Below are 23,160 nucleotides of genomic sequence, written 5' to 3' on the forward strand. Positions count from 1 at the left end.
TCTTCTTTATTTTATTATCATTTTCATCTATAGCTACAATTTTTAGTAGGTATTCTCCATTTTTAATATTCGACATATCTTTTTTATATTCAAAATTAGTCAAATAACTACTATCCTTATTTACTGATGTTTCTGTTTTAGCTTGTCCTATTTTCTCATTATTTAAATAAATTTCTATTAATCTTAGTCTCTCCTTAGAATCTACAGTTCCTATTAAATTTAAATCATTTCCATTAAATAATTCACTTTCCTTTGGAGATTCTACATTTATGATTAAATTATTATAAGCTTGTACATTTATAGGGAATATTAATAATCCAATCATAAAAAAAAGTGAAATAATATTTAAGACTAAGCAACCCTTTTTTCTATTTATCATAAACTCACCCTTTCAATAGTTGTCTTTATAATTTTATCGTAATCTACATAAATATTTTTACAATTCAAACAAAAAAAGATGGTTTTTTGCCATCTTTTTTTTATTTAATTTTAAATAGCTTAGTAAATTCTTCATTATTTCTCAATTGTTGTAGATATTCCGCGAAATTTGTATTTAAATTTTCTCTCCTCAATGCATATTCTACAGTAGCCTGAAGAAATCCTAATTTATCCCCTACATCATATCTTCTACCCTGAAAGTTATATGCATACATAGCTTCCTTATTAATTAATGTTTTTAATGCATCTGTGAGTTGTATTTCTCCACCTTTACCTGGTTTTGTATTTTCTAAAATATCAAATATAGCGGGACTTATAATATATCTCCCTAATATAGCCATATTAGATGGAGCTTCTTCTTTAGGTGGTTTTTCTACTAAATCTTTTATTTTATATACTCTATCTTCTATAAACATCCCCTTCACAATACCGTATTTATGTACATCCTGTTCTGGTACTTCTTGTACACCCACTATAGTTGTTTGATATTCATTGTAGCACTTTATAAGTTGCTCTAAGCAAGGCTTATCACTATAAACTACATCATCTCCCAACATTACTGCAAAGGGTTCATTACCAACAAAAGTTTTAGCACAACTTATAGCATGCCCCAATCCTTTAGGTTCCTTTTGTCTTATATAATATATTTCAGCCATATTAGATATATCTTTAACCATAGAAAGCATTTCAGCTTTACCTTTTTCTTCTAATTCTTTTTCCAATTCAACAGATTTATCAAAATGATCCTCTATAGCTCTCTTATTTCTTCCAGTTATTATTAATATTTGTTCTATACCTGACTTTACAGCTTCCTCTATTATATACTGTATGGTTGGTTTATCAACTATAGGTAACATTTCTTTCGGTTGAGCTTTAGTCGCAGGCAAAAATCTTGTTCCTAATCCTGCGGCAGGAATTATAGCCTTTTTAACTTTCATAAGTATACCCCTTTCTACATATAAAAATAAAATAAATTTAATATTAAACTTAATTATGTTTTAATAAATAACTTTCAATCTCTTTTAATACTTCATCTTCTGGATCAATTTTTTTAGCAATATCTATATGATTTTGTACTTGTTCTAAGTCTCCCTTATTTAGATAACACATTATAAGATTAGTACATATCTCTATAGATTTTTCTACCTCGAAGGCCTTTCTTAAATATTTTATAGCAATATCATAGTTTTCTAAGGCTGCATAATTTATTGCTAATTCATTTACTGCATCAATTAAACCATTATCTATTTCTAATGCTTTATTTAAATAATATATAGCTTTATCATAATTTTCTAACATTCTATAGGCTACTGCTACATAATAATATACCGTTGGATTATCCTCTAATTTATTCATAATTGGTATTAATTTTGTTAAAGCTTCTTTGGGATCCTTACCTATTAAATTTTTCCCTTCCTCAAAATTTAATATATCCTTTAATGAGTTTTTATATTCTATAATCTCTGTAGTTTGCTCTCCTCCTATTGATATGTATTTATCCAATGCATACCATGCTGCTTTAAAATCATTATCTTCTTTTTTTATTATAGATTCATATAAATATGGTTTTTCATAATCTTCTATTTTTTTAGATTTTTCTATTATATTAAGCTCTTCTTCTTTATACATTTTATCCTTTTGTCTTAAATTTTCTAATATTAATATTAATTTGTCATAAATATCTTTACTCTCTTCTAATGTCAATAATCCTCTTAATAATATATATGCCTCTTCATAATTTTCTCTCTTCACTTCTTCAAATATTCTTCCTTTAATATAATCTTCACTTTTAGGTATATTATTTATCATGTTTTTGTATTCATTATTAAATTTAAACTCTTCGTCTGCTCCTAGTACAAAAAACATTCCTTCTACAAAAAAAATAATAGGTATGTTGTCTAAATCTTCTCCTTGTTTTATTTCATCTACCAGACTTTTAGACTTTAATGGCACATATATATTTTTATCTACATCAACTTTAAATATTTCAAATATTTTTTCTTTTTTTATCTCTAAAAACAACATTTTAGATAATTTTTCTGCTAAATATGATTTCATTTCCATTTATATCACCTACACCATAAATTCTATATTTATATTAATTCTATAATAATATACATAATTAAACAATGAAAATACAAAAATATTTAAATTAAGCGTAGGATAATGTAAAAGATTATTCTATGCTTAATTTAAATATATTTATTTTTAAAATTTATTTATCATATTCTTTATATTTTTTTCTAGATTATTTATCTTCATTTCAGCTCCTTCAACTGTTGTGTCTACTGATGCTAAATATATTTTTATTTTAGGCTCTGTTCCTGAAGGTCTAACCACGAAATTAGTATCGTTATTTAAATAAAATTTTAAAACATTAGATTTAGGAAGTTTATTAATATACTCTTCTTTTTTATTCATATTTATTTTTAAACCTGTTTTATAATCTTCTTTTATTAATATTTCTTCATCAAATATAGTTTTAAAATCATAAATTCTTAAATTATTGATTATATTTTCTATTTTATTTTTACCCTCTTCTCCTTTAAACTCCATGGATATTAATTTTTCTTTATAATATCCATATTTATCATAAAGGTCTCTTAAAACATCACATAAATTTTCATTTTGATTCTTATAATATAAAGCCATTTCACATATTAATACAGAGCTTATTATTCCATCCTTCTCCCTAACAAAATCTCCAAATAAATATCCATAGCTTTCCTCAAATCCAAATATAAATTTATTTTGTCCATTTTTCTTAAATTCTTCTATTTTTTCTCCTATATATTTAAAACCTGTTAAAACTTCTTCTACCTTAACTCCATAGTCTTTACATATATTTTTAACCATGTCCGTAGTTACTATGGTTTTTAAAAGCACTGAATTTTCAGGTATTTTTTTTTCTTCTTCTAAAGAACTTAATATATAGTTAGTAAGAATTATACCTAATTCATTTCCAGTTAAAGCTACATATTTTTCACTATGATCCCTAACCATCACCCCTACTCTATCGCAATCAGGATCTGTAGCTATTATTATATCAGGATTTATATTTTCAGCCTCTTTTAAAGAAGCATAAAAGGCTTTATGATCTTCCGGATTAGGATATTTTACTGTTGGAAAATTTCCATTGGGTTTTTCTTGATCCTTAACTACAAAAACATTATTATATCCAATTTCACATAAAGCTCTTCTTACTGGAACATTCCCAGTTCCATGTAATGGTGTATATAATATTTTAAAATCACTTTCATAATTCTTTATAATATCTTTTCTTAAAATCAAATTTTTTACATTATAAAAATATTTATTTAATACTTCTATTGGTACAAATTTATATAAATCTTTTTCTTTTGCATCACTTATATCCATATGTTTTATACGACTTAAATCTTCTACTTTCCCTATACACTCAGCTATTTTTTGTGCTTCCCTATCTGTTATTTGATTACCATTATGATTATATACTTTGTAGCCATTATACTCTTTACTATTATGTGATGCAGTTATAACTATTCCAGCTTTACATTTTAGTTCTCGAACAGCATAAGATAGTATGGGAGTACACATTATATCACTAAACATATATACCTTTATATCTTGGGAACACAGTACTTCACTGGCTATTTTAGCAAAATCTAAAGAATCATTCCTACAATCATAAGCTATTGCAACAGATAGAGGTTTTTCTTCAAAATTATGCATCAAATAATTAGCTAATCCCTGTGTGGCTTTAGCTATAGTGTATTTATTTATTCTATTTGTACCTAAACTAACTATCCCCCTTATCCCACCTGTTCCAAAGCTTAAATCTTTACAAAATCTATCCTTTATCTCTTGTTCATCCTCTATATTTTTTAATTCTTTTTTTTCTTTCTCTTCTAAAAACGAAGAATTTATCCATGAATTGTAAGCATCTTTATAATTCATTTGCTACCTCCAATAACATTCCATACTACATTATATTAAAAAACATCAATAATTGTACTACATATAGATAAATTATGACTTAATAGTTTCTAAATTAAAAATTTCATATAAAACAATGCCTAGCTTTCTTGTTTTTTTATTATCCTAAGTTATTAGTAATTACTTTTATCCTCTTAGTATATTATGTTATCAATTACCCTACATTCAAAAACATTTGTACTAAATACAATTATATATTAATATGCTGTAATATGTATGTTTTATGGTATATTACCCAATTAGGTATAATATATAACACATTTGAAAGGAGTTATTATGAAATTATCTATAATTATACCAGCCTATAATGAAGAAAGTGCTATAAAAACAACATATAAAGAACTAACAAGAATACTTCAAAAAGACAGTCTAGTTCACCATTACAATTATGAATTAATTTTTGTTGATGATGGCAGCAAAGATAAAACTCTTGATGCAATAAAGCAATTTCAAAATAACGATGCTCATATCAAATTTATTTCATTCACAAGAAATTTTGGTAAAGAAGCTAGTATGCTAGCAGGACTTACCTATTCAACTGGAGATGCAGTAATACTAATTGATGCTGACTTACAGCATCCCCCTAGATTAATTTGTGACATGGTTAAATATTATCGTAAGGGATATGACCAAGTAATTGCTAAACGAAATAGAATCGGTGATTCAAAAACAACTACTATTTTTTCTAAATTATATTATAAAATGGCAAATCATTTCATCGACATAAAACTTACAGATGGAATAGGAGATTTTCGCCTTTTAAGTAGACAAGCGGTTAATTCTCTATTATCTATGAAAGAATATAATAGATTTTCAAAGGGAATGTTTTCTTGGATTGGCTTCGATTCAAAAATAATCGAATATGAAAATCAAAGCAGGATTTCCGGAGTAAGTAAATGGAATTTCAAACAATTAATACAATATGGTATTGATGGAATTTTATCATTTAATAACAAGCCTTTAAGAGCTATATTATATTTAGGCTTTATAATGGTATTACTAGGAATATCCTATATATTATATTCTTTAATACGCATTATATCAGTAGGTATTGATATGCCTGGATATTTTACAACAATAACAGCTATTCTAGTTATAGGTGGAATTCAACTTTTATCACTAGGTGTAATAGGAGAATATATTGGTCGAATTTATTATGAAGTAAAAAAACGTCCACATTTTCTTGTTAAAGAAACAAATATAGAAAAATCAAAATATAAACATTTATTGGAGGAAAATTATGATCCGTCAAATACTCTTTAATGTAAAGCAATATTTGAACGAATTAATTACTAAAGATGATAAAATTTCTAGCCTTTTACGCTTTGGTATGATTGGTGTCATAAATACTGTTCATTATTACATATGGTATCTTTTACTTCTATATTTAAATATACCATATATTATAAGTCACACTATTGCTTTTACACTTAGTATGATTGGCTCATATTTTCTTAATTGCTACTTTACTTTTAAAACAAAACCAACTTTGAAAAAGTTTATTAAATATCCCCTTACTACTTTAGCTAATTATTTAATTTCCACATTTTCTTTAGTTTTATTAGTAAAAATTTTTCATATAAATAGTTCAACAGCTGTGCTTTGGGCTGCAATATTACCTATACCTATAACCTTCTTAGTGACTAAGCATATATTGAAAAATTCAGAATCTACTTCAACTATTAAGTTAGATATTAAATCAAAATTTATAGTTATTTTAAAGCTTTTATTACCCGTTATTTTTTTATTATTTTTTTCTATATCGTGTCATTTATACGCTTTATATCGTAAATATCATGGCTTTTTGTTCAGTGTATCAGGTACAGATAGCGACCTTCAATTTATGTACTTTATACCATTTATTCAAAAAGCCTTTTTATCACATCAACCTTTTTGGTCTTGGAGTTATGGTCTTGGCGGAGATATTTTTGGCCAGTTTATTTATTATTATACTACAAGTCCATTTTTTTACTTAATGTTACTATTAAGAAAATTACAATTGGGAAGCTGGACATTAGGGAATACTCTACAATGGAAATTATTATTTAGTATTCTAAAACAGTTTTTATCAATGTGTTTTTTATATTCTTTGCTAAAATATGAAAAAAAGAAAACTTACACTTCGCTTATAGGGGCTATGATCTATGGTGGTTGTATTAATTATATATGGTTTTCTTTGAGTTTTGACTTTATGGCAGATGCATATGTATGGTTACCTATTACAATATTGGGTTTTAGAATATATAATAAAACCGGGAAATGGCTTCTTTTTGTAATTAGTGCTTCATTAACAGTTGCAAACAGCTTCTATTTTGGATTTATCAGTTATATTTTTTATATAATCTTTATTATTACTTTTATAAAAATAGAGGGAACTACTTTCAAAAATAAACTATATTCATTTTTTTGCTCTATTTTTAAATATGCGGTTTTTGCTATAATGGCTTTAGGATTAGCCTCTATATCATTTATTCCTTCAGTTTATGCATTCTTTAACACTGATCGCTTTTCAAATATAGTAAATATCCCTCTTTTTTATGATAGTAGTTATATTTTAAAATTACCTGAAAAACTGTTCTTTTATAATAGTACATTAGGTTTTCCACTAATTATTTTAATTATTTTTGCCTTACCTTGGAAAAAGTTTTCTTCAATTACTAAGCGAAAAACAATTTTAGCAGGAATATTTTTTATTTTATATTTAACTCCATATTCCGGAAGTCTTTTTAACGGTTTTTCATATTCCTGTGATAGATGGTTTTATTTATTTATATTTTCAATAGCATATGCTATACCTGATTGGCTAGAAGAGAATGATAAGTTAAAAAGTTTAGGTTTTCATTTCTTCTCAATAGTTGCAATATTAATAATTTACTTTTATTATACAAAAATGCCTCGTGGATTTAATAACGTTATTCGTAATCTAAAGACCACTAAAATTATCAACCTTGTAATACTAGTATCAGGTTTAGTATCATTATTTACAATAATGTTAAAAAAATATATTTCTAAATACTTTACAACTAAACTTTTAGACTATATTATTGTTTTATGTGTTGCAACTGCTCTTTCATGTAATACAAATGCTTATTTAGCTATGAGAAAGCCTGATGTAACACATGATAAATTACAAAGTTCATCCATAGATAACTTAGAAGAAAAAACAATTTTTAATAAATATACTCCCACAAATAATGAATTTTATAGGACAATTTTTAGAGATTTAATTCACTTAAATGCACCAATGAATTATAATTATTATGGCACAAGTACCTATAACAGTATGATTGATGGGGTTCTTCATAAATGGTTAAAAGTTGATTATAATATTTTGAATACTAATGTTAGTCCCAGCACATATGAAAATTTTGATGATCGCTTATTCTTAGAAACTACCTTTGGTGTTAAATATTTAGTTAAAAATAAAACAAATCCATATACTCCTTCCTATGGGTATACGCTTAATAATGAAACTAATAATTATATTATATACAAAAATAGATATAATGTTGGATTTGATCTATGGTATCCAAATACTATAACTATAAAAGATTATAATAAAATGAATATAGCTCAGCAAGATTCAATACTTCTTCAAACAGCCATGGTTGACGAAAACCTACCTGAGTTGCCAAGAAGTGTTCCTTTTGATGATATAACAACAGAACTTTCATTAGAATGGCAGAATGCAATAACCAAAAATGCTAAATATAAAAATGGAATCTTAAAAGCTGATAAAAATGCTTCTATCATCATTCCTATAAAAAATAATAAAAAAGGAACTGATGGAGAAATATTATTTTCTATTAACTTGCAACCTACCAATGGTCAGAAATTTGTATTAAATGTTAATGGGAAAACCACAAAAAAAATGGAAGAAAATTATGCTTATACCTATCCTCTCAACAAATTTACTTTTAAATTGGATAATAATATTAATGCAGTAAAAATAAATATTTCAGAAGGAGATTACATCATTAGCGATACACACGTATGGTTTAATTCATATAAGTATTACACAAAATGGGTAAATGAACGCAATAAATATAATTTAGAAAATTTATATTTAAATGGCGGAGAGGTTAAAGGTAATATTAAAAATAATGAGAAAGGAATACTTGCTCTTAATATACCATTTTGTAAAGGCTGGTCAGCTAAAGTAGATGGAGAAAAGCAAGATTTAATAAAGGTAAACGGAATACTTACTGGATTGGTATTAGAGCCTGGATCTCATAATATTGAACTAAAGTATATAACACCAGGTTTAATTCCAGGAGCATGTTTAAGTATTGTTTTCTGCATAATAATAATTGTTTCTTATACTTTAAAATGTAAGCATAATTCTTTTAAAGATAATTAGAATATTATCTATTTCTCATTAATTATAATCTATACTCAAATAAGGAAAGCGCATAGCACTTTCCTTATTTTATTATCCAAAGAATATAGAAGCTATAGTACTATCTAAACTTTCCATAAAAGTTATATCTTCTCCTAATTCTAAATCAGATATTCTAAATGTTTTGCCAATATTATATTGAGATAAATCTATCATTATATTATTGGGTAGTTTTTCCTCCGGGCATCTTACTTTAACACTATTTTTTTCTTTTTGAACTACTCCTCCCTTTTTCATGATTAATTCATCGCCTGAAAAAAGTATTGGTATTTCTGCATTAATTAAATTAGAACTATTAGTAACGTTTTCTAAATCTATATGTATTACATTCTTTTTTACTGGATCCTTTTGAACCTCTTTTATAAGAACTTTATAATCCGCTCCTCCATAATTCACATCTGTTACTCCATGTTCCCCTACCTGTGAAATCATACTGTTTAATTCTATTTCTCCTACTTCAAACATTAAATTATTTAAATTTTTCCCATATATTATACCTGGTACTTTTCCTTCTCTTCTTATTTTATTACTATTTTTACAATTTCTTTTTTCTACAAATAATTTTTCCATGTTCATCCCTCCACATTTTGTATTATTTACAAAATCTTATGTATTTATACAATGAAAAAAGCACATAATAAATTTTACATATATATTGCATTTGAATAATATTTAACTTATAATAGTATTGTTTTAAGTAAAGAATCCACGGGAACCATTGAGCTTTCATAGTTTCACGGGAGTATTATTATGAAAGAAGGTGCATATTACGGTGTATAAATTAAATCAAAATCAAACCCCAGTTTTTGATGCTTTAATGGAGTATGTGAATAGAAAAACTATTCCATTTCATGTTCCTGGTCACAAAAAAGGTGAAGGAATGGATGAAGCATTTAAAAATTTTATAGGAGAAAATCCTTTTAAAATTGATGTAACTGTATTTAAATTGGTTGATAGTTTACATCATCCAACTGGTGCTATAAAAAAAGCTCAAGAATTAGCAGCTGATGCTTATGGATCAGATGCAGCATTTTTTTCAATCCATGGTACTTCAGGTGCCATACAAGCCATGATTTTATCTGTAGTTGGTGACGGAGATAAAATTATAATTCCAAGAAACGTTCATAAATCTGTTACTGCAGGTATTATATTAAGTGGCTCAGTACCTGTTTATATGCAACCTGAGCTAGATAAAAAAGTAGGAATAGCTCACAATGTTACACCAGAAACTGTTGAAAATACCTTAAAGGAGAATCCTGACGCAAAGGCAGTTTTGATAATAAATCCAACTTATTATGGTGTGTCTACAGATATAAAAAGAATTGCAGAAATTGTTCATAGTTATAATATCCCTTTAATTGTAGATGAAGCTCATGGACCACACCTTGGTTTTAATAATAGATTACCTATATCTGCTATGGAAGCTGGAGCTGATATGTGTGCTCAAAGCACTCACAAAATAATAGGTGCTTTAACTCAATGTTCTTTGCTTCAAGTAAAATCTAAAAGAATAGATGTAAATAGAGTTCATCAGGTATTAAGTTTACTTCAAACTACATCTCCATCTTATATATTAATGGCTTCTTTAGATTGTTCTAGAAGACAAATAGCTTTAAAGGGTAAAGAACTTTTAGATAAGGCAATAAATTTAGCAACCTATGCTAGAGATGAAATTAATAAAATTCCTGGTTTTTACTGCTTCGGTAAGGAATTATTGGGTGAACCTGGAGTATACGCTTTAGATCCTACAAAAATCACCATTAACTGTAGGGACTTAGATATAACTGGTTATGATTTAGATATGCTTTTATGTGAAAAATATCATATTCAAGTTGAATTATCAGATTTATATAATGTTCTCGCTGTGGGCTCTTTTGGGGATACTCAAGAATCTATTGATGCTTTAATAAATGCATTAAAAGAAATTAGCAATGAACATTATGGAAAAAAAACAAAACAAAATAGTTTTATAGATGTTCCTGAAATACCTGAAAATACAACCGCTCCACGAAAAGCTTTTAATGGGGTTAAAGAATGTGTACTTTTAAAAGATAGTGTTGGAAAAGTAAGTGGAGAATTTTTAATGGCTTATCCACCAGGAATTCCAGTATTATGTCCTGGGGAGATAATAACACAAGAAATTGTAGATTATGTAGAAAGACTAAAAGAAACAGGATTATACGTACAAGGTACAGAGGATCCTGAGGTTGAATATATAAAAATTGTAAAATAAAAATGGACAAAACCTTAGATTGAATTTAATCTAAGGTTTTGTATTAAAATTTTTTCAATATTTCATTTATACTATTTATTTTATAATTTATAAACTAAGTATAAAAATATTTTATAAAACTTTTTAAAACAACTATTTATTAAAATTGAGAATAAACATAAGTGTATTCTCCAGTAAAAACAATACCTATAATTAATACCAAAAATAATAAAATAAAATAAAATAAAGAATTAAAAATAACACTATTTTCTATCTTTTTTATAATATTTACTAATGGTTTCATCAACAGTCAACCATCCTTTCCAACCTAAATGCATACCATCTTTCATAAAATATGGTTCATATTCATATTCTTCATAACTATAAACTTCAAATCCTTTTTTTCTTATTATATTAGAAACTTTTTTATAAAATTCAGCTCTTTTGTCCTTATTTATTCCAATATAATCATACCATCTCCCATTGGTTGGCATTAATATAAATACAGGTTTAAAATTAATATCTTTACATATATCTAACATTAAATTTAAATCTTCAAATTCTCCTGAATTTAATATATCAGTATTTTGAGAACTATTCTTCAATTCTTTTAATTTACTTTTAAAATATTTATTAAAATATTCATTATATATATAAAACTCATTATTATTAGCCCGATTTCTACCTTGCTGTTCAGCTTTATCATATTCTTTATCCCATTGAATATAATTTAAATGATTATTTAATTTAGACTTATTTTTATCTTTATACTTCATAACAAGCTTATAGGATTTAATATTATCTTCTGTCTTAGCTATTAATTCTTTTAACTTGTAATATGGTTTCATTCCTATAAATAATAGATTTTCTATAGGGTTATCACTACTATATAGTTTGCAATATATAGAAATATGTTGAAAGTTTTTATCCCCTTTAACTAGATTATGTACTCTATTGCAAATTTTTTTCTTAGTTTCTTTTTTCACTTGTTTACTGTTCATAGTATTATAAAATTGTACTTCTGAAAAATTCATTAAAAATTTATCAGCATCTATACCTAAATCTGTAAACCACTGTAATGAAACTACAAATACACCCTTTCTATTATCTAATTTATTTGCTAATGCTCCAAAATTAATCCCATGTTTTAAACTTTGACAATAACCTCTTCCTATTATATCTACAACAAATTCATTTTCTTTATTGGGGAAAAATTTAGTAGGATTTTGTTGTATATCCACACCTAATTCAGAAGATCCATACATAAGTAAATTATTTTTATTTATAGATTGTTTTTGTAATATTACCCCTTTATCTTTAACGGTACTACCATATATAGCAGATATATCATCTGAATAAAATTTATTAATCTTTTTTTCTAAAGAATAATTCAATATAAATATAGATGTAAAAAATAAAATTACCCCCAAAAAAGTCGCTGCTAATCTTTTCATTTTATTTAAACCCTCTTTAATATTAATTCAATAACCTTATTTGGAGTTTGTATATCCTGTCTAGTTATTTCTGTTGGCTGTATTTTTAAATCTAGTACTTCTTCAATTTGAAGTAATAATTCTATTACTCCTAAAGAGTCTAAAAAACCTGAATCGAATAAATTTATGTCTTTGTCTTCTATAACTTCGTCATCTCCACATACATCTACTAAAATATCTAAAATCTTTTGTTCCATTTTAAAACTCCTCCTCAAATTTTAATTATTTATTATATAAATATCCTGAAAATATTAATAATCCAAAACATACTAAGTTAAACGTTATAAATACAGATAGATATTTAAACCATTTTTTCTTTTTATTCTTTTTATAAAACTTACTATTCTTTTGAAAATAATCTGTTCCTGCTAATAAAATACCTTCATATAATCCATATACTAAATAATGTATATATATGCCATGCCATATTCCCATTACTAACATTGTTATAAAATATCCTATATAAGAAGATGTATATCTATTTTTAAACCTCTTCTTTCTCATAGAATTCATTACAAATCTAGTATATATGAAATCTCTAAACCAAAAAGATAATGACATATGCCATCTATTCCAAAATTCTTTTATATCTTTGCTAATAAAAGGCTTATTGAAGTTTTCTGGTACTTTAACTCCTAGAATATATCCCGTACCTATTGCCATTAAACTATATCCTGCAAAATCAAAAAATAAATACAGGCTATAACAATACATATAACTTAAAGTATTATATAAGCTATGAACTTTAGGAATCTTGTCCATCCAAAGATTTGATATAAGGGCAGCTATTATAAATTTATATAATACGCCTGTGAATATTTTTTTTATACCTACACTAAGAAATTCTTCTATATATTCTTTTCTTGTTATTTTTTTATGTATATCTTCTTTAAACCTTCTGAATCTATCAATAGGCCCACTAGATACAGTTGGGAAAAACAATATAAAATAAGTATATTCCAATAAATTTATATCCTTAATTAAACCATCATATGTTTCTATCAATATTTCTATAGTTCTAAATGTTACATAAGATATTCCTATAAATCCTATAGTCGTAACAGTTATAAATCTATTAAATTTAACCAATATTAATGGGATTAAACTTAATAACAAGATTATTCTCATTATCCATACATTATCAGTCTTTTTTCTAATATAAGTATATGCTTTTACTAATATAACTTGTCCGATATAAAAAGCTATTAAACAAATCCATTCCATTTTATTTGACCTTACAAATAAAAATATCATAAACATGTTTACAATCAATCCATATTTCTTTATAGGTTTTTCATATATTCCTAAAAGAATAGCTGGTATTAACAATACAGACATTATATAAAAAAATAATAAGTTACTATACGGTATCATTATAACTCCTCCAGCAATAATTTTCTGTCAATCTTGCCATTAACATTCAACTGAAAATTTTCTTTTATTTTTATTTTTCTTGGAACCATATAATTTGGAATTAATTTATTAAGTTCATCTTTTATTTTCATTGCAATTTGGAAATTTTTCAATTCAAACTGTTTATTTAATTTTACAAAAGCAGCCAAATAAACGATTTTTCTTTCTTTTTTAACAGGTAACACTACCGCATTTTCTACAAAATCAATTTTTAATAAATTTTTTTCGATATCTTCTAGCTCTATTCTAAAACCATTCAATTTTATCTGAAAGTCTTTTCTTCCACAATAATATAATAATCCATTTTTCTTATATACTAAATCTCCAGTTTTATATACTCTTACTAGGTTTCCATCTATATAGTCATTATAAAAGGATCCTTTAGTATTTTCATCATTATTATAGTATCCTGTACTTACACTTTCTCCGGCGACATGTAATTCCCCTTTTTTACAGTCTTCTCTTATACTTTTCCCATTTTCATCTTTAATATTTAAAATTATATTTTTACCACAATGACCTATTGGTATACTTTTATCTTTATCTATAAGTTCCTTAGTAATTTCTGTAGAAGTTACTAATACAGTAGTTTCTGTTGGCCCATATCCATTTATAAGTTTAACTTTAGGAAAATTTTCAAATATTTTATTTGCTAAATTTTTAGTTAATACTTCTCCAGCAACTACTATCTTTTCTAAGTATGGTAATAACTCTTTATTAAATTTATTATCTACTATACACATTTCTAAAAAAGATGGAGTTGAAATCCAAAGTGAAATTTTTGATTTAGAAAGACTATGGAAAAGTTCTTGAAAGTTATTAATCATATGCTTGTCTATTACATATAGAGTTTTTCCATTTGATAAACCTATATACAAACTTATAACAGAAACATCAAAAGAATAGGATACTTGATTCATAAATGTTCCATCTTCCTCTTCTATTCTACATTCATTTTCAAACCATGTTACAAAATTCTGAACACATTTCTTTGTTATCTTAACGCCTTTAGGTTTTCCTGTACTTCCAGAAGTATATAATATATAAAACAAATCTTCATCCTTAATCTTATTATCTACTTCAAGTTTTACCTCTTTAAAATTTTCAAAAATATTATATATAGAATTTAAATTTATAACTTCAATATCATCATATTTTATAACTTCTTCACTAAAATTCAGCACAATTTTACAATCAGAATTTTCTATAATATCATATACTCTTTTTACTGGGAAAGTAGTATCTACTGGTATATATGCATGTCCTGCTTTAGCACAAGCTAAAAAAGAAATAATAATTTCTTTATTTTTATGTCCATATATAATAATAGGCTTCTTATTACTTTTTAACTTTTCTATAAAATAACAAGCTAAAGCATCTGATTTTTCTTTAAGCTCTTTATATGTTAATATATCTTCTTTATATATTTGAGCTATTCTATCCGTTTCAGCGTAGCTATCTATCTTTTCTAAAAAATCCATACTAAAAATCCTCCTTTAAAACTACCACTAATAGTTTACTTTTTTATATTATTTATGTCAACAGTAGAACATAATGTTTAAATAGTATATTTTATGAATAAAATTCTAATCTTTTACTCTTATAATACATAATCTTTCATTTATATTATGTTTCTCTGAATTGTATACAGACTCTAAATAATCTCTTTCATTCATACATAATATTTCGTTATAAGTTTTTAGTAATTTTTTAAAATAATTTATTTGGTAATCTAATTTAAACAAGGGCTCTGATAATTTTTTGTTAAATCTTATAGAAAAAGATTTTCTTTTTTTATTTACACATTCTTTTATATAGTCATAATAGTCTATTCCTGAATATATTAATTTTATGTTTTTAAAATTCAGTTTTAATATTTCTTTATAAATTGGATGTACCTTTTTAAAACTTTCTTCAGATATAGTATCTTCTTCATTAGATATGCTTTCTATTATTGATTCCATTTCTTTTAATAAATCATTAATTTTTTTTCTTAAACTTGATAACTGTAATAGTGTGTTTTTAACTTTTTCTGTATCCTGTATTTTTTCCTTTTGTAAAAATTCTAGTGCTTTGATAGATAATTCTATATCTTTATTTTCCTTACATAAATCCTCTTCATTTCTTAATGCTTTAAATATATTATTTTTTTTATCTATACAAAAAAATATTTCATAGTAGTAAGATAATCTAGCCAATGATTTTTGTATGTTCTTATCTTGTATAATATTATTGTTTTCATCTATATAAACTATACCTTTAACTTCTTCAATTAATAAATTTTTCTTATTAAACAATACTTCTCTATATTCTATTTCGTTATATTTTATGCCAACTGAAACTAATAAATATTCTCCTTTATGTGTATATGAATTAAGCTTTTCTTTTAAAGCTTCATCCACTTTAAAATATTTAAACATTTTAACACCTCAATAATTTTTAATTTAAACATTATTATAATTATATTAGATTTTTGAAATTTTATCATAAATTATGCATTAAAGCACTTCATGAAAAATAAATAAGCTCTTATATATTAACTAAGAGCTTATTCATTAACTAACTTTAAATTAAATTGCATAATAATCTATTTACTTTAAATTTTCTCATATATACTAAATTAACATTGTTGTTTAGTTAAACTATAAACTAAATCTCATAGTTCAATAGACTGAGGTATTTTTAATATAAATAATATATCCATAAAAAATAAATTAACACAACAAAGTAATAATAATATATTATAAATTTAATTTTAAACAACATTCATTATAATAATGTTAAAATATACGAATTTATTTATTACAAGATAATGCACCTAAAGCTATAGAATATAGTTTAGATTTTGCTGTATCTGATCTGGATACCAAAACTATAGGACATTTTGCTCCTACAACTATTCCTGCATTTTCTGCTTTAGCTAAATAACCCATAGATTTAGCAAGAAAATTTCCTGATTCCATACTTGGAACTAAAAGTATATCCACATCCCCTGCTACTTCACTCTTTATACCTTTATGTTCAGCTGCTTCTTTAGATATAGCATTGTCCAAAGCTAATGGTCCATCTATAATACAACCATTTAACTGCCCCCTTCTATTCATCTGAGCTAATGCTGCAGCATCTATTGTAGATTTCATATTAGGATTTACCACTTCTACTGCACATATTGGTGATACTTTAGGGGTTTGAATTCCTAAAGAATGTGCCACTTCTACTGCATTTTCTACAATAGCTATTTTTTCATTAAGTTCTGGATAAGGTACTATACCACCATCTGTTAAAAATAATAATTTATGATAAGTTGGCACATCATATATCATTATATGAGATAATAAATTTTTTCTTCTTAAATTTGCTTGTTTATTTAATACAGCCTTTAATAATTCTGCCGTTCCAAGCATTCCTTTCATTATAAAATCTGCTTTACTCATAGTTATTAATTCTACTGCCTTATCCGCAGCCTTTTTATCATTTTTTTCATCTATTATTTTTATATTGTCTATATCTAAACTTTCTTCCTTTGCTATAGCTTCTATTTTATCTATATCTCCCACTAAAATTGCATCTACAATTCCTAATTTTACTGCTTCAATTACAGAAATAAGAACTTCTCTATCTTGAGCCACTGCCACTGATAAAATTTTCTTTTCTTTATCTTTGGCTAAATTTATAAGATCTTTAAGTTTTTTTACCATAATAAACTCCTCCATTTCAATCCTCGTGTAATCCATTACAATAATTATTGTTCTTCTTTTAAAAAAAGTCAATATAATAATTAGATTGGTAAACGACTACTACCTCATTCCTTATATACTCTTAAATTACTCTATAGCCTAAAAATTTACTATTAATACCTTTTTCATAGTTAGTTCAGGAACGTTTCAAATTAGAACAATTCTATAAAACTTTTATTACTATTTAAAAAACTATTTTTAAATAGTGTTTTGATTATATAAATTTTATAATCTATAAAATAAATTTAAGGTTCAGATGAAGTTTTATTATAAAAAATTCCACTCTTCATCTAAACCTTAAAAACTTATTTATATGATATAAGCTATTCTTTGTAAATTAATGCATAGTTATCTCAATATATAATATTTTTTATTATAATAAGAATGTAATAACATGTACCTATTTAAAACATAACTATCTAATATATTATCTTTCCATCTATGTCTTTTATACTGTTACATCCTGTTAAAACCATAGCTGATTTTAATTCACTTTTTAAATTTTCAACATAGATTTTGACCCCTTCTCTTTCTCCCCCAAAGGAAGCTGTTACAAAGGGTCTTCCTATTAATACTGCATCTGCTCCTAAAGCTATCATTTTTAATATATCTATACCAGTTCTTACACCGCCATCTGCTAGTATAGTTACTTTTCCTTTAACCGCTTCTGCAATTTCAGGTAATACATCTGCTACCCCTGGAGTTTGATCTAAAACTCTACCACCATGATTTGATACTACAATGGCATCTACCCCTGCTTCTACAGCTAGCTTAGCATCCTCAACAGTCATTATTCCTTTTAATATAAAAGGTAATTTAGTACTTTTCACTATTTCTTTTATTTCTTCTACAGTTTTAGGACCCACTGGCTTCCCATGAAGAGCCAAAGTTATAAGTCCTGCTGCATCTATATCCATACCAACAGCATAAGCTCCTGCTTCTTCTGCTAATTTTATTTTGCTTATTATATTATCATTTTCCCAAGGTTTTATTATTGCGATGCCTTCTCCATTAAATTTTTTTAACTCATCTAAATTTGTAATTAAGAAAGAATCTACTGCAGTATCTCCTACCATTGGATATATGCCTGAATCTCTGCATCCACCGATTACCCAAGATATGTACTCTTCTTCTGTAAACTTACCACCCATATTTAAAGTAGTTCCTGATACTGGAGCTGCAAAAACAGGCATGTCCATTTTCTCTCCAAATAATTCTACACTTATATCTGGATTCTTTGCATTATGGATTAACCTCATATTTAATTTATATGAATCTAATGCATCTATATTTATAGTAAACGCATCTCCTGTACCTTTACCGCCCATACCAGGTACTTCACCACTACAGGCTTTTCCATTACATACTTTGCACACTCTACAACTTCCATTTAAATTCTCACGCGCATTTTTTAATACATCTTTATAATTCATTTTATTCTCCCCCTTCTTAAAACACTGATAACTTAAAATTATTTAACTAACAAATTTATTATATAATATATAAAATTTAAAATACAGATTTTTCTTGGAATACAATAAGAACTGTGTAACATCTTGCTTTGTAATTAGAGATTCTCTGTTAATATCCAGAATTTTTACTATGAATATTATAAAAAGCTTTATTACCACTAAAAAATATCTGCATACATTTCAAAATGTATGCAGATATTTTTTACATTAACACATACCTGAAGAACCTTTCCCTAATTTAATACAATCACACTGCCCTAATTCTAAAAGTGATTCTATAGTTTTAATAACATCTTCATATAATTGTTCTGCCATAGCATAATTAAAACCTACCCTTAACACTATTCTTATTACTATTTCATCTTCAAACGGTACTGGTAAAGGATATGCAGGTATACTCCATCCATAAATTTTTATTTTATAAGCTAGCTTAGCTAAATCTAAACCCATATCTTTGGCTTCTTGTGTAAGCTTTAGTATAACAATAGGTATGCCTGGTGAATTTTGCACAACTTCAAAAATTTTATTTTCTAATACTTTTAAGGTATAAAATTTTTCCATAAGATAATGCTGAATATCAAAAAGATATTTTATAATTTCCTCGTATCCTTGCCTCCCCAACCTAGTTAAATTATAGTATTGAGCTATTATATTGCTACCATTTTTAGAAAAATTCAGGGAAAAATCATCTTGCTCCCCTCCAAGATAATCAACCTTAAATACCAACTCTTCATCTATATCTTCTCTATTTCTCCAAATCGCCCAACCTAAACCTGCATATACCATCCCATACTTATGACCGGAAATATTTATTGATTTAACCCATTTAAGTCTAAAATCCCAAGGTATCTTTTTTTGTTTATCACAAAATGGAGCTACAAAACCACCACTTGCAGCATCAACATGAATGGGTACTTTCCATTCATGATTACTGTTATAGTTATCTACTATATCATTTAACGCCTTAATATTATCATAATTTCCTGTAAATGTATCTCCTAAAATTCCTACTACACATATAGTTCTATCACTAATTTTCCTTGCTACTTCAACAAAATTTATTCTGTTGTCTAAACCCACAGGTATTATTATAGGTTTAACTTCAAAATACTTGGCCAATTTCTCCCAACACACTTGAACATTACTACCAAATATGATTTCAGGTTCCCCAATATCTCGTCCATTCCACCACTTTTTCCATTTAAATTTGTAATTCAATCCTGCCAATAAAGCAGCTTCTGTAGAACCTATCGTACTAGTACCTGTCGGTTTATCACACCTATCTGCATTATATAAATTAGCTAATATAGAAACACACCTTTTTTCTAACTCATTAGTTTCTGGATATATGAGCTTATCTATATAATTGATATCTAAATAATCTTTAAATACTTCTGTTCCTGTTGGTTCCATCCATGTAGTTACAAAAGTTGCTAAATTTAATTGTGGATTTGAATCATAATATCCTTCAGAATTTATGATTTGATAAGCCTCTTCTGCACTTATTTTTTTATCATTTATATTTCCTATTGGAGGAAAACTTGGAGTAAATATACCTTCTCTACAACATCTATTAATATCTAAATTACTTGTGCATGTTGAATTAACAAGCATTGCAATCTCCTTTTCAAAATATTCCTATATTAATTTATGATATTTTTTAACCTTATATGCAAACAAGTACTTAGTAATCCAATTATATTTAACAATTTATGAATAATCACTATCTAATTGAAAATTTTTATACCATTCATATTAAAAAACTAGGTGTAAATATTCTTTATTATAATATTTACACCTAGTTTAATTTTATAAGAATTTTGATACAACAATTTGTGTTATATAGTAAACTATTAAATTATATAGCAAAGCAGTAGTACAACAAATTATTAATAATTTTATTGCTTTTTTATTTTTTTCTTCTATATTATTTTTATATAATTTTATAGTTTTATATGCTCCTATTCCACCAATACACCAGCCTACTACTCCCTCTACGGATAAAATTGGTATCATAAGATACATCAAAAGTAGTATCCATATCATCCCTAAAACCTCCCTTTAAAATAATTAGCTTTTATCATATTGTTTGAAATTCTTATTACATCAATATAATTTTTCTTTTCTTCATTTGAAATTTCTTTACCTCTATAAGTTTTGTCCGTTAAAACTGTATAGTCTAAATTAGTATTCAAAAGATTTCTGCCTAAAGCAGTATTTATGTATTTATTCTCATCTATTCCCATAAGATAGCTTATAGTTGGAAGAAAATCTACCTGTCCTCCATTTGTTTTAATTTCTTCCCCTTTTATATCTTTTGAGTAAATTATTAAAGGAACTCTCCTATCATTATTTCTCCATCTTTCTGGTATTCCTTTAAGATGTTGTGTTTCTTCATTAAAAAACTTATGAAGTCCTTCATGATCTCCATAAATAGCTATAACAGTGTTTTTCATCATTCCTTTTTTATCAAGTTCTTTTATAAACCTTCCTATCATTTCATCTGTATAATGTGCTGCTTCTATAAAGGCCCCTGTCTTTGTACCCTTTAATTCTTTAGAAATATTAATTTTCACCTTTTCCTTAGGAATATTAAAAGGACTATGGCTACTTGCAGTTATCATAAATGTATAATATGGTTCCTTCTGATTTTCTATCTTTTTTACTGATTGTGATAAAAAGCTTTCATCACTTAAACATAAACCTAATATTTCATCTTTATTAAATTTTGATATATCTACGCAGGTGTCAAATCCCATATGCCTCTCAGATACCATCCAATTCCAATAATTGCCCTTTTCTCCATGCATAGAATAAGTACTATATTTTTGCTCCTTTAAAAGCTTAGGTAATGAATTATAATCGTTATATGGATAAGTAAAACTACTAGTACCTGCTATTGGAGGAAACATAGAATTATTTGAAACAAAAACTCCATCAGAGGTTGTTCCACTGAATGTTTGTTCATGATAATTAGAAAAATATATTGAATTGTTAAGTAACTTATTTAGGTTCGGAGTTATTTCTTGCCCATTTACCTTCTCATTTATAATAAAATTTTCTAAAGATTCCACTTGTATAACAATTAAATTCTTCCCTTTAAAAATACCACTATAATTATTTTTAGTAAGCCCTTTTTCCTTTGAATTAAAGTAAGTTTTTATTTCATTCTTTTCTTCATCTGATAAATTATAAACTTGTTTATCCTCTCTATATTTGTGGAAATCAAATAGATGATATCCTAATGGTGATAAATTATAGATTTCTTGATTTTGGGACCAAGTTCTTTTAAATAAGGTTTGACAAACATAGCCTCTCCCAAGTTTATCTACTTTAATATGAGCATATCCTATGTATAGTATAGGTACTATAAGTAATAAGGCAAACTTTCTCAAACTCCATTTATCATTATTATTGTAAAAATCCTTAACAAACATTATTACCAATATTAATGGATTTACAATAAATATCAAATCTATTGTTCTAAACATAGCTAATATACTAGATGATAATCCCTCTAAGTTATCTACCATATCAAACATATAGCAATTTAAAAATGAACTATAACTTCTGTAATACCATAAATCAAATATTAAAAGCACAGAAATCATTATATTTATTATTATAAGAAATACTTTCTGACCTCTACCATTAAATAAAAAAGCAAAAGAATAGGGAATCAAAATAAAAGCTATGTATATCAATATAGGAGGTATCCCTAAAAAAGCACTTCTAAAATCTATACTTACTGCATTACCATCTGATAAAATTAATAAAAATAAAACATACTCTACAAAAGTACCTATTACTACTGTTAAAAAAAATTTATTTTCTAATAGTTCTTTTATATTTTTATACAAAGAACAAAATATCTTTTCCATAAATCAAATCTCCTCAATCCAAATACATTATCGCTGTAATATTTGCTAAAATCAAAATTTTGTAGAATTTATCTAATGTGTTCAAATTTTTAGCTTCGATATCATATTTTCCCCTCCTTTCCTTACATGTTAATTAAATT

At 26.0% G+C, this 23,160-nt stretch carries 17 protein-coding genes and 1 pseudogene; 3 read left to right on the forward strand and 15 right to left on the reverse strand.

Translation table 11 applies throughout. The features are described 5' to 3' along the window. The 4 genes and pseudogenes from ACYUEW_RS17150 to ACYUEW_RS17165 all read right to left on the reverse strand — a co-directional run. Positions 1–379: pseudogene (locus ACYUEW_RS17150) on the reverse strand (triple tyrosine motif-containing protein); the annotation flags it as partial. Between the two features lie 100 nt (positions 380–479). Beyond that, positions 480–1,376: a UTP--glucose-1-phosphate uridylyltransferase GalU gene (gene galU / locus ACYUEW_RS17155; protein ID WP_003483589.1), complete on the reverse strand. Its 897-nt coding sequence runs from the start codon at positions 1,374–1,376 to the stop codon at positions 480–482. A gap of 49 nt (positions 1,377–1,425) precedes the next feature. After that, complete coding sequence (locus ACYUEW_RS17160) at positions 1,426–2,502, reverse strand: tetratricopeptide repeat protein (RefSeq protein ID WP_003483587.1); 1,077 nt, start codon at positions 2,500–2,502, stop codon at positions 1,426–1,428. Between the two features lie 144 nt (positions 2,503–2,646). Next, a complete protein-coding gene (locus ACYUEW_RS17165; RefSeq protein WP_003483585.1) occupies positions 2,647–4,374 on the reverse strand; it encodes a phospho-sugar mutase in 1,728 nt (575 codons plus the stop codon). 315 nt (positions 4,375–4,689) lie between these two features. Here ACYUEW_RS17165 and ACYUEW_RS17170 point away from each other — a divergent pair, with 315 nt between their 5' ends. Both ACYUEW_RS17170 and ACYUEW_RS17175 read left to right on the forward strand, forming a co-directional pair. Beyond that, complete coding sequence (locus ACYUEW_RS17170; protein WP_043032461.1) at positions 4,690–5,676, forward strand: glycosyltransferase family 2 protein; 987 nt, start codon at positions 4,690–4,692, stop codon at positions 5,674–5,676. Continuing rightward, complete coding sequence (locus ACYUEW_RS17175; protein ID WP_459566599.1) at positions 5,654–8,773, forward strand: YfhO family protein; 3,120 nt, start codon at positions 5,654–5,656, stop codon at positions 8,771–8,773. The genes ACYUEW_RS17170 and ACYUEW_RS17175 overlap by 23 nt, the downstream gene beginning before the upstream one ends. 72 nt (positions 8,774–8,845) lie before the next feature. Here ACYUEW_RS17175 and ACYUEW_RS17180 read toward each other — a convergent pair whose 3' ends face one another. After that, entirely contained in the window at positions 8,846–9,382 is a 537-nt protein-coding gene (locus tag ACYUEW_RS17180) for a 50S ribosomal protein L25/general stress protein Ctc (RefSeq protein WP_003483579.1), read from the reverse strand. 202 nt (positions 9,383–9,584) lie between these two features. Here ACYUEW_RS17180 and ACYUEW_RS17185 point away from each other — a divergent pair, with 202 nt between their 5' ends. Continuing rightward, entirely contained in the window at positions 9,585–11,045 is a 1,461-nt protein-coding gene (locus ACYUEW_RS17185; protein ID WP_003483576.1) for an aminotransferase class I/II-fold pyridoxal phosphate-dependent enzyme, read from the forward strand. A gap of 242 nt (positions 11,046–11,287) precedes the next feature. Here the strand turns inward: ACYUEW_RS17185 and dltD are convergent, their stop codons facing one another. The 10 genes from dltD to ACYUEW_RS17235 all read right to left on the reverse strand — a co-directional run bounded on the left by dltD (position 11,288) and on the right by ACYUEW_RS17235 (position 23,020). Beyond that, positions 11,288–12,478 (reverse strand): D-alanyl-lipoteichoic acid biosynthesis protein DltD, encoded by a 1,191-nt coding sequence (dltD, locus tag ACYUEW_RS17190; RefSeq protein WP_003483574.1) that lies wholly within the window; start codon positions 12,476–12,478, stop codon positions 11,288–11,290. A gap of 5 nt (positions 12,479–12,483) precedes the next feature. Continuing rightward, positions 12,484–12,714 (reverse strand): D-alanine--poly(phosphoribitol) ligase subunit DltC, encoded by a 231-nt coding sequence (gene dltC, locus ACYUEW_RS17195; protein WP_003483572.1) that lies wholly within the window; start codon positions 12,712–12,714, stop codon positions 12,484–12,486. A gap of 25 nt (positions 12,715–12,739) precedes the next feature. Beyond that, entirely contained in the window at positions 12,740–13,891 is a 1,152-nt protein-coding gene (gene dltB, locus ACYUEW_RS17200; RefSeq protein WP_003483569.1) for a D-alanyl-lipoteichoic acid biosynthesis protein DltB, read from the reverse strand. Further along, on the reverse strand, positions 13,891–15,411 hold the full coding sequence (gene dltA, locus ACYUEW_RS17205; RefSeq protein ID WP_460277481.1) for a D-alanine--poly(phosphoribitol) ligase subunit DltA: 1,521 nt from the start codon (positions 15,409–15,411) through the stop codon (positions 13,891–13,893). The genes dltB and dltA overlap by 1 nt, the downstream gene beginning before the upstream one ends. Before the next feature lie 105 nt (positions 15,412–15,516). Further along, a complete protein-coding gene (locus ACYUEW_RS17210; RefSeq protein WP_459566597.1) occupies positions 15,517–16,350 on the reverse strand; it encodes a hypothetical protein in 834 nt (277 codons plus the stop codon). 375 nt (positions 16,351–16,725) lie between these two features. Beyond that, the gene (locus ACYUEW_RS17215; protein WP_042384306.1) at positions 16,726–17,628 is read right to left on the reverse strand and encodes a phosphate butyryltransferase; all 903 of its coding nucleotides are present in this window, start codon (positions 17,626–17,628) and stop codon (positions 16,726–16,728) included. A gap of 458 nt (positions 17,629–18,086) precedes the next feature. Then, positions 18,087–19,100: an alpha-hydroxy-acid oxidizing protein gene (locus ACYUEW_RS17220; RefSeq protein WP_043032463.1), complete on the reverse strand. Its 1,014-nt coding sequence runs from the start codon at positions 19,098–19,100 to the stop codon at positions 18,087–18,089. A 246-nt stretch (positions 19,101–19,346) separates the two neighbouring features. Beyond that, positions 19,347–20,753 (reverse strand): glutamate decarboxylase, encoded by a 1,407-nt coding sequence (locus ACYUEW_RS17225; protein ID WP_265204413.1) that lies wholly within the window; start codon positions 20,751–20,753, stop codon positions 19,347–19,349. A 195-nt stretch (positions 20,754–20,948) separates the two neighbouring features. Beyond that, on the reverse strand, positions 20,949–21,185 hold the full coding sequence (locus tag ACYUEW_RS17230) for a hypothetical protein (RefSeq protein ID WP_003483558.1): 237 nt from the start codon (positions 21,183–21,185) through the stop codon (positions 20,949–20,951). Between the two features lie 2 nt (positions 21,186–21,187). Beyond that, positions 21,188–23,020: an LTA synthase family protein gene (locus tag ACYUEW_RS17235; RefSeq protein ID WP_460277485.1), complete on the reverse strand. Its 1,833-nt coding sequence runs from the start codon at positions 23,018–23,020 to the stop codon at positions 21,188–21,190. Positions 23,021–23,160: the final 140 nt, after the last annotated feature.

This window comes from Clostridium sp. CTA-1 (genome assembly GCF_054768215.1).

Excerpts from the sequence above, each read along its gene's own strand:
- ACYUEW_RS17230 (WP_003483558.1), bottom strand. The coding sequence starts at position 21,185 with ATGATATGGATACTACTTTTGATGTATCTTATGATACCAATTTTATCC.
- ACYUEW_RS17160 (WP_003483587.1), bottom strand. The coding sequence starts at position 2,502 with ATGGAAATGAAATCATATTTAGCAGAAAAATTATCTAAAATGTTGTTT.
- ACYUEW_RS17220 (WP_043032463.1), bottom strand. The coding sequence starts at position 19,100 with ATGAATTATAAAGATGTATTAAAAAATGCGCGTGAGAATTTAAATGGA.
- dltD (WP_003483574.1), bottom strand. The coding sequence starts at position 12,478 with ATGAAAAGATTAGCAGCGACTTTTTTGGGGGTAATTTTATTTTTTACA.
- ACYUEW_RS17175 (WP_459566599.1), top strand. The coding sequence starts at position 5,654 with ATGATCCGTCAAATACTCTTTAATGTAAAGCAATATTTGAACGAATTA.
- ACYUEW_RS17235 (WP_460277485.1), bottom strand. The coding sequence starts at position 23,020 with ATGGAAAAGATATTTTGTTCTTTGTATAAAAATATAAAAGAACTATTA.
- ACYUEW_RS17180 (WP_003483579.1), bottom strand. The coding sequence starts at position 9,382 with ATGGAAAAATTATTTGTAGAAAAAAGAAATTGTAAAAATAGTAATAAA.
- ACYUEW_RS17215 (WP_042384306.1), bottom strand. The coding sequence starts at position 17,628 with ATGGTAAAAAAACTTAAAGATCTTATAAATTTAGCCAAAGATAAAGAA.
- ACYUEW_RS17210 (WP_459566597.1), bottom strand. The coding sequence starts at position 16,350 with ATGTTTAAATATTTTAAAGTGGATGAAGCTTTAAAAGAAAAGCTTAAT.
- galU (WP_003483589.1), bottom strand. The coding sequence starts at position 1,376 with ATGAAAGTTAAAAAGGCTATAATTCCTGCCGCAGGATTAGGAACAAGA.
- dltA (WP_460277481.1), bottom strand. The coding sequence starts at position 15,411 with ATGGATTTTTTAGAAAAGATAGATAGCTACGCTGAAACGGATAGAATA.
- dltB (WP_003483569.1), bottom strand. The coding sequence starts at position 13,891 with ATGATACCGTATAGTAACTTATTATTTTTTTATATAATGTCTGTATTG.
- ACYUEW_RS17225 (WP_265204413.1), bottom strand. The coding sequence starts at position 20,753 with ATGCTTGTTAATTCAACATGCACAAGTAATTTAGATATTAATAGATGT.
- dltC (WP_003483572.1), bottom strand. The coding sequence starts at position 12,714 with ATGGAACAAAAGATTTTAGATATTTTAGTAGATGTATGTGGAGATGAC.
- ACYUEW_RS17165 (WP_003483585.1), bottom strand. The coding sequence starts at position 4,374 with ATGAATTATAAAGATGCTTACAATTCATGGATAAATTCTTCGTTTTTA.
- ACYUEW_RS17170 (WP_043032461.1), top strand. The coding sequence starts at position 4,690 with ATGAAATTATCTATAATTATACCAGCCTATAATGAAGAAAGTGCTATA.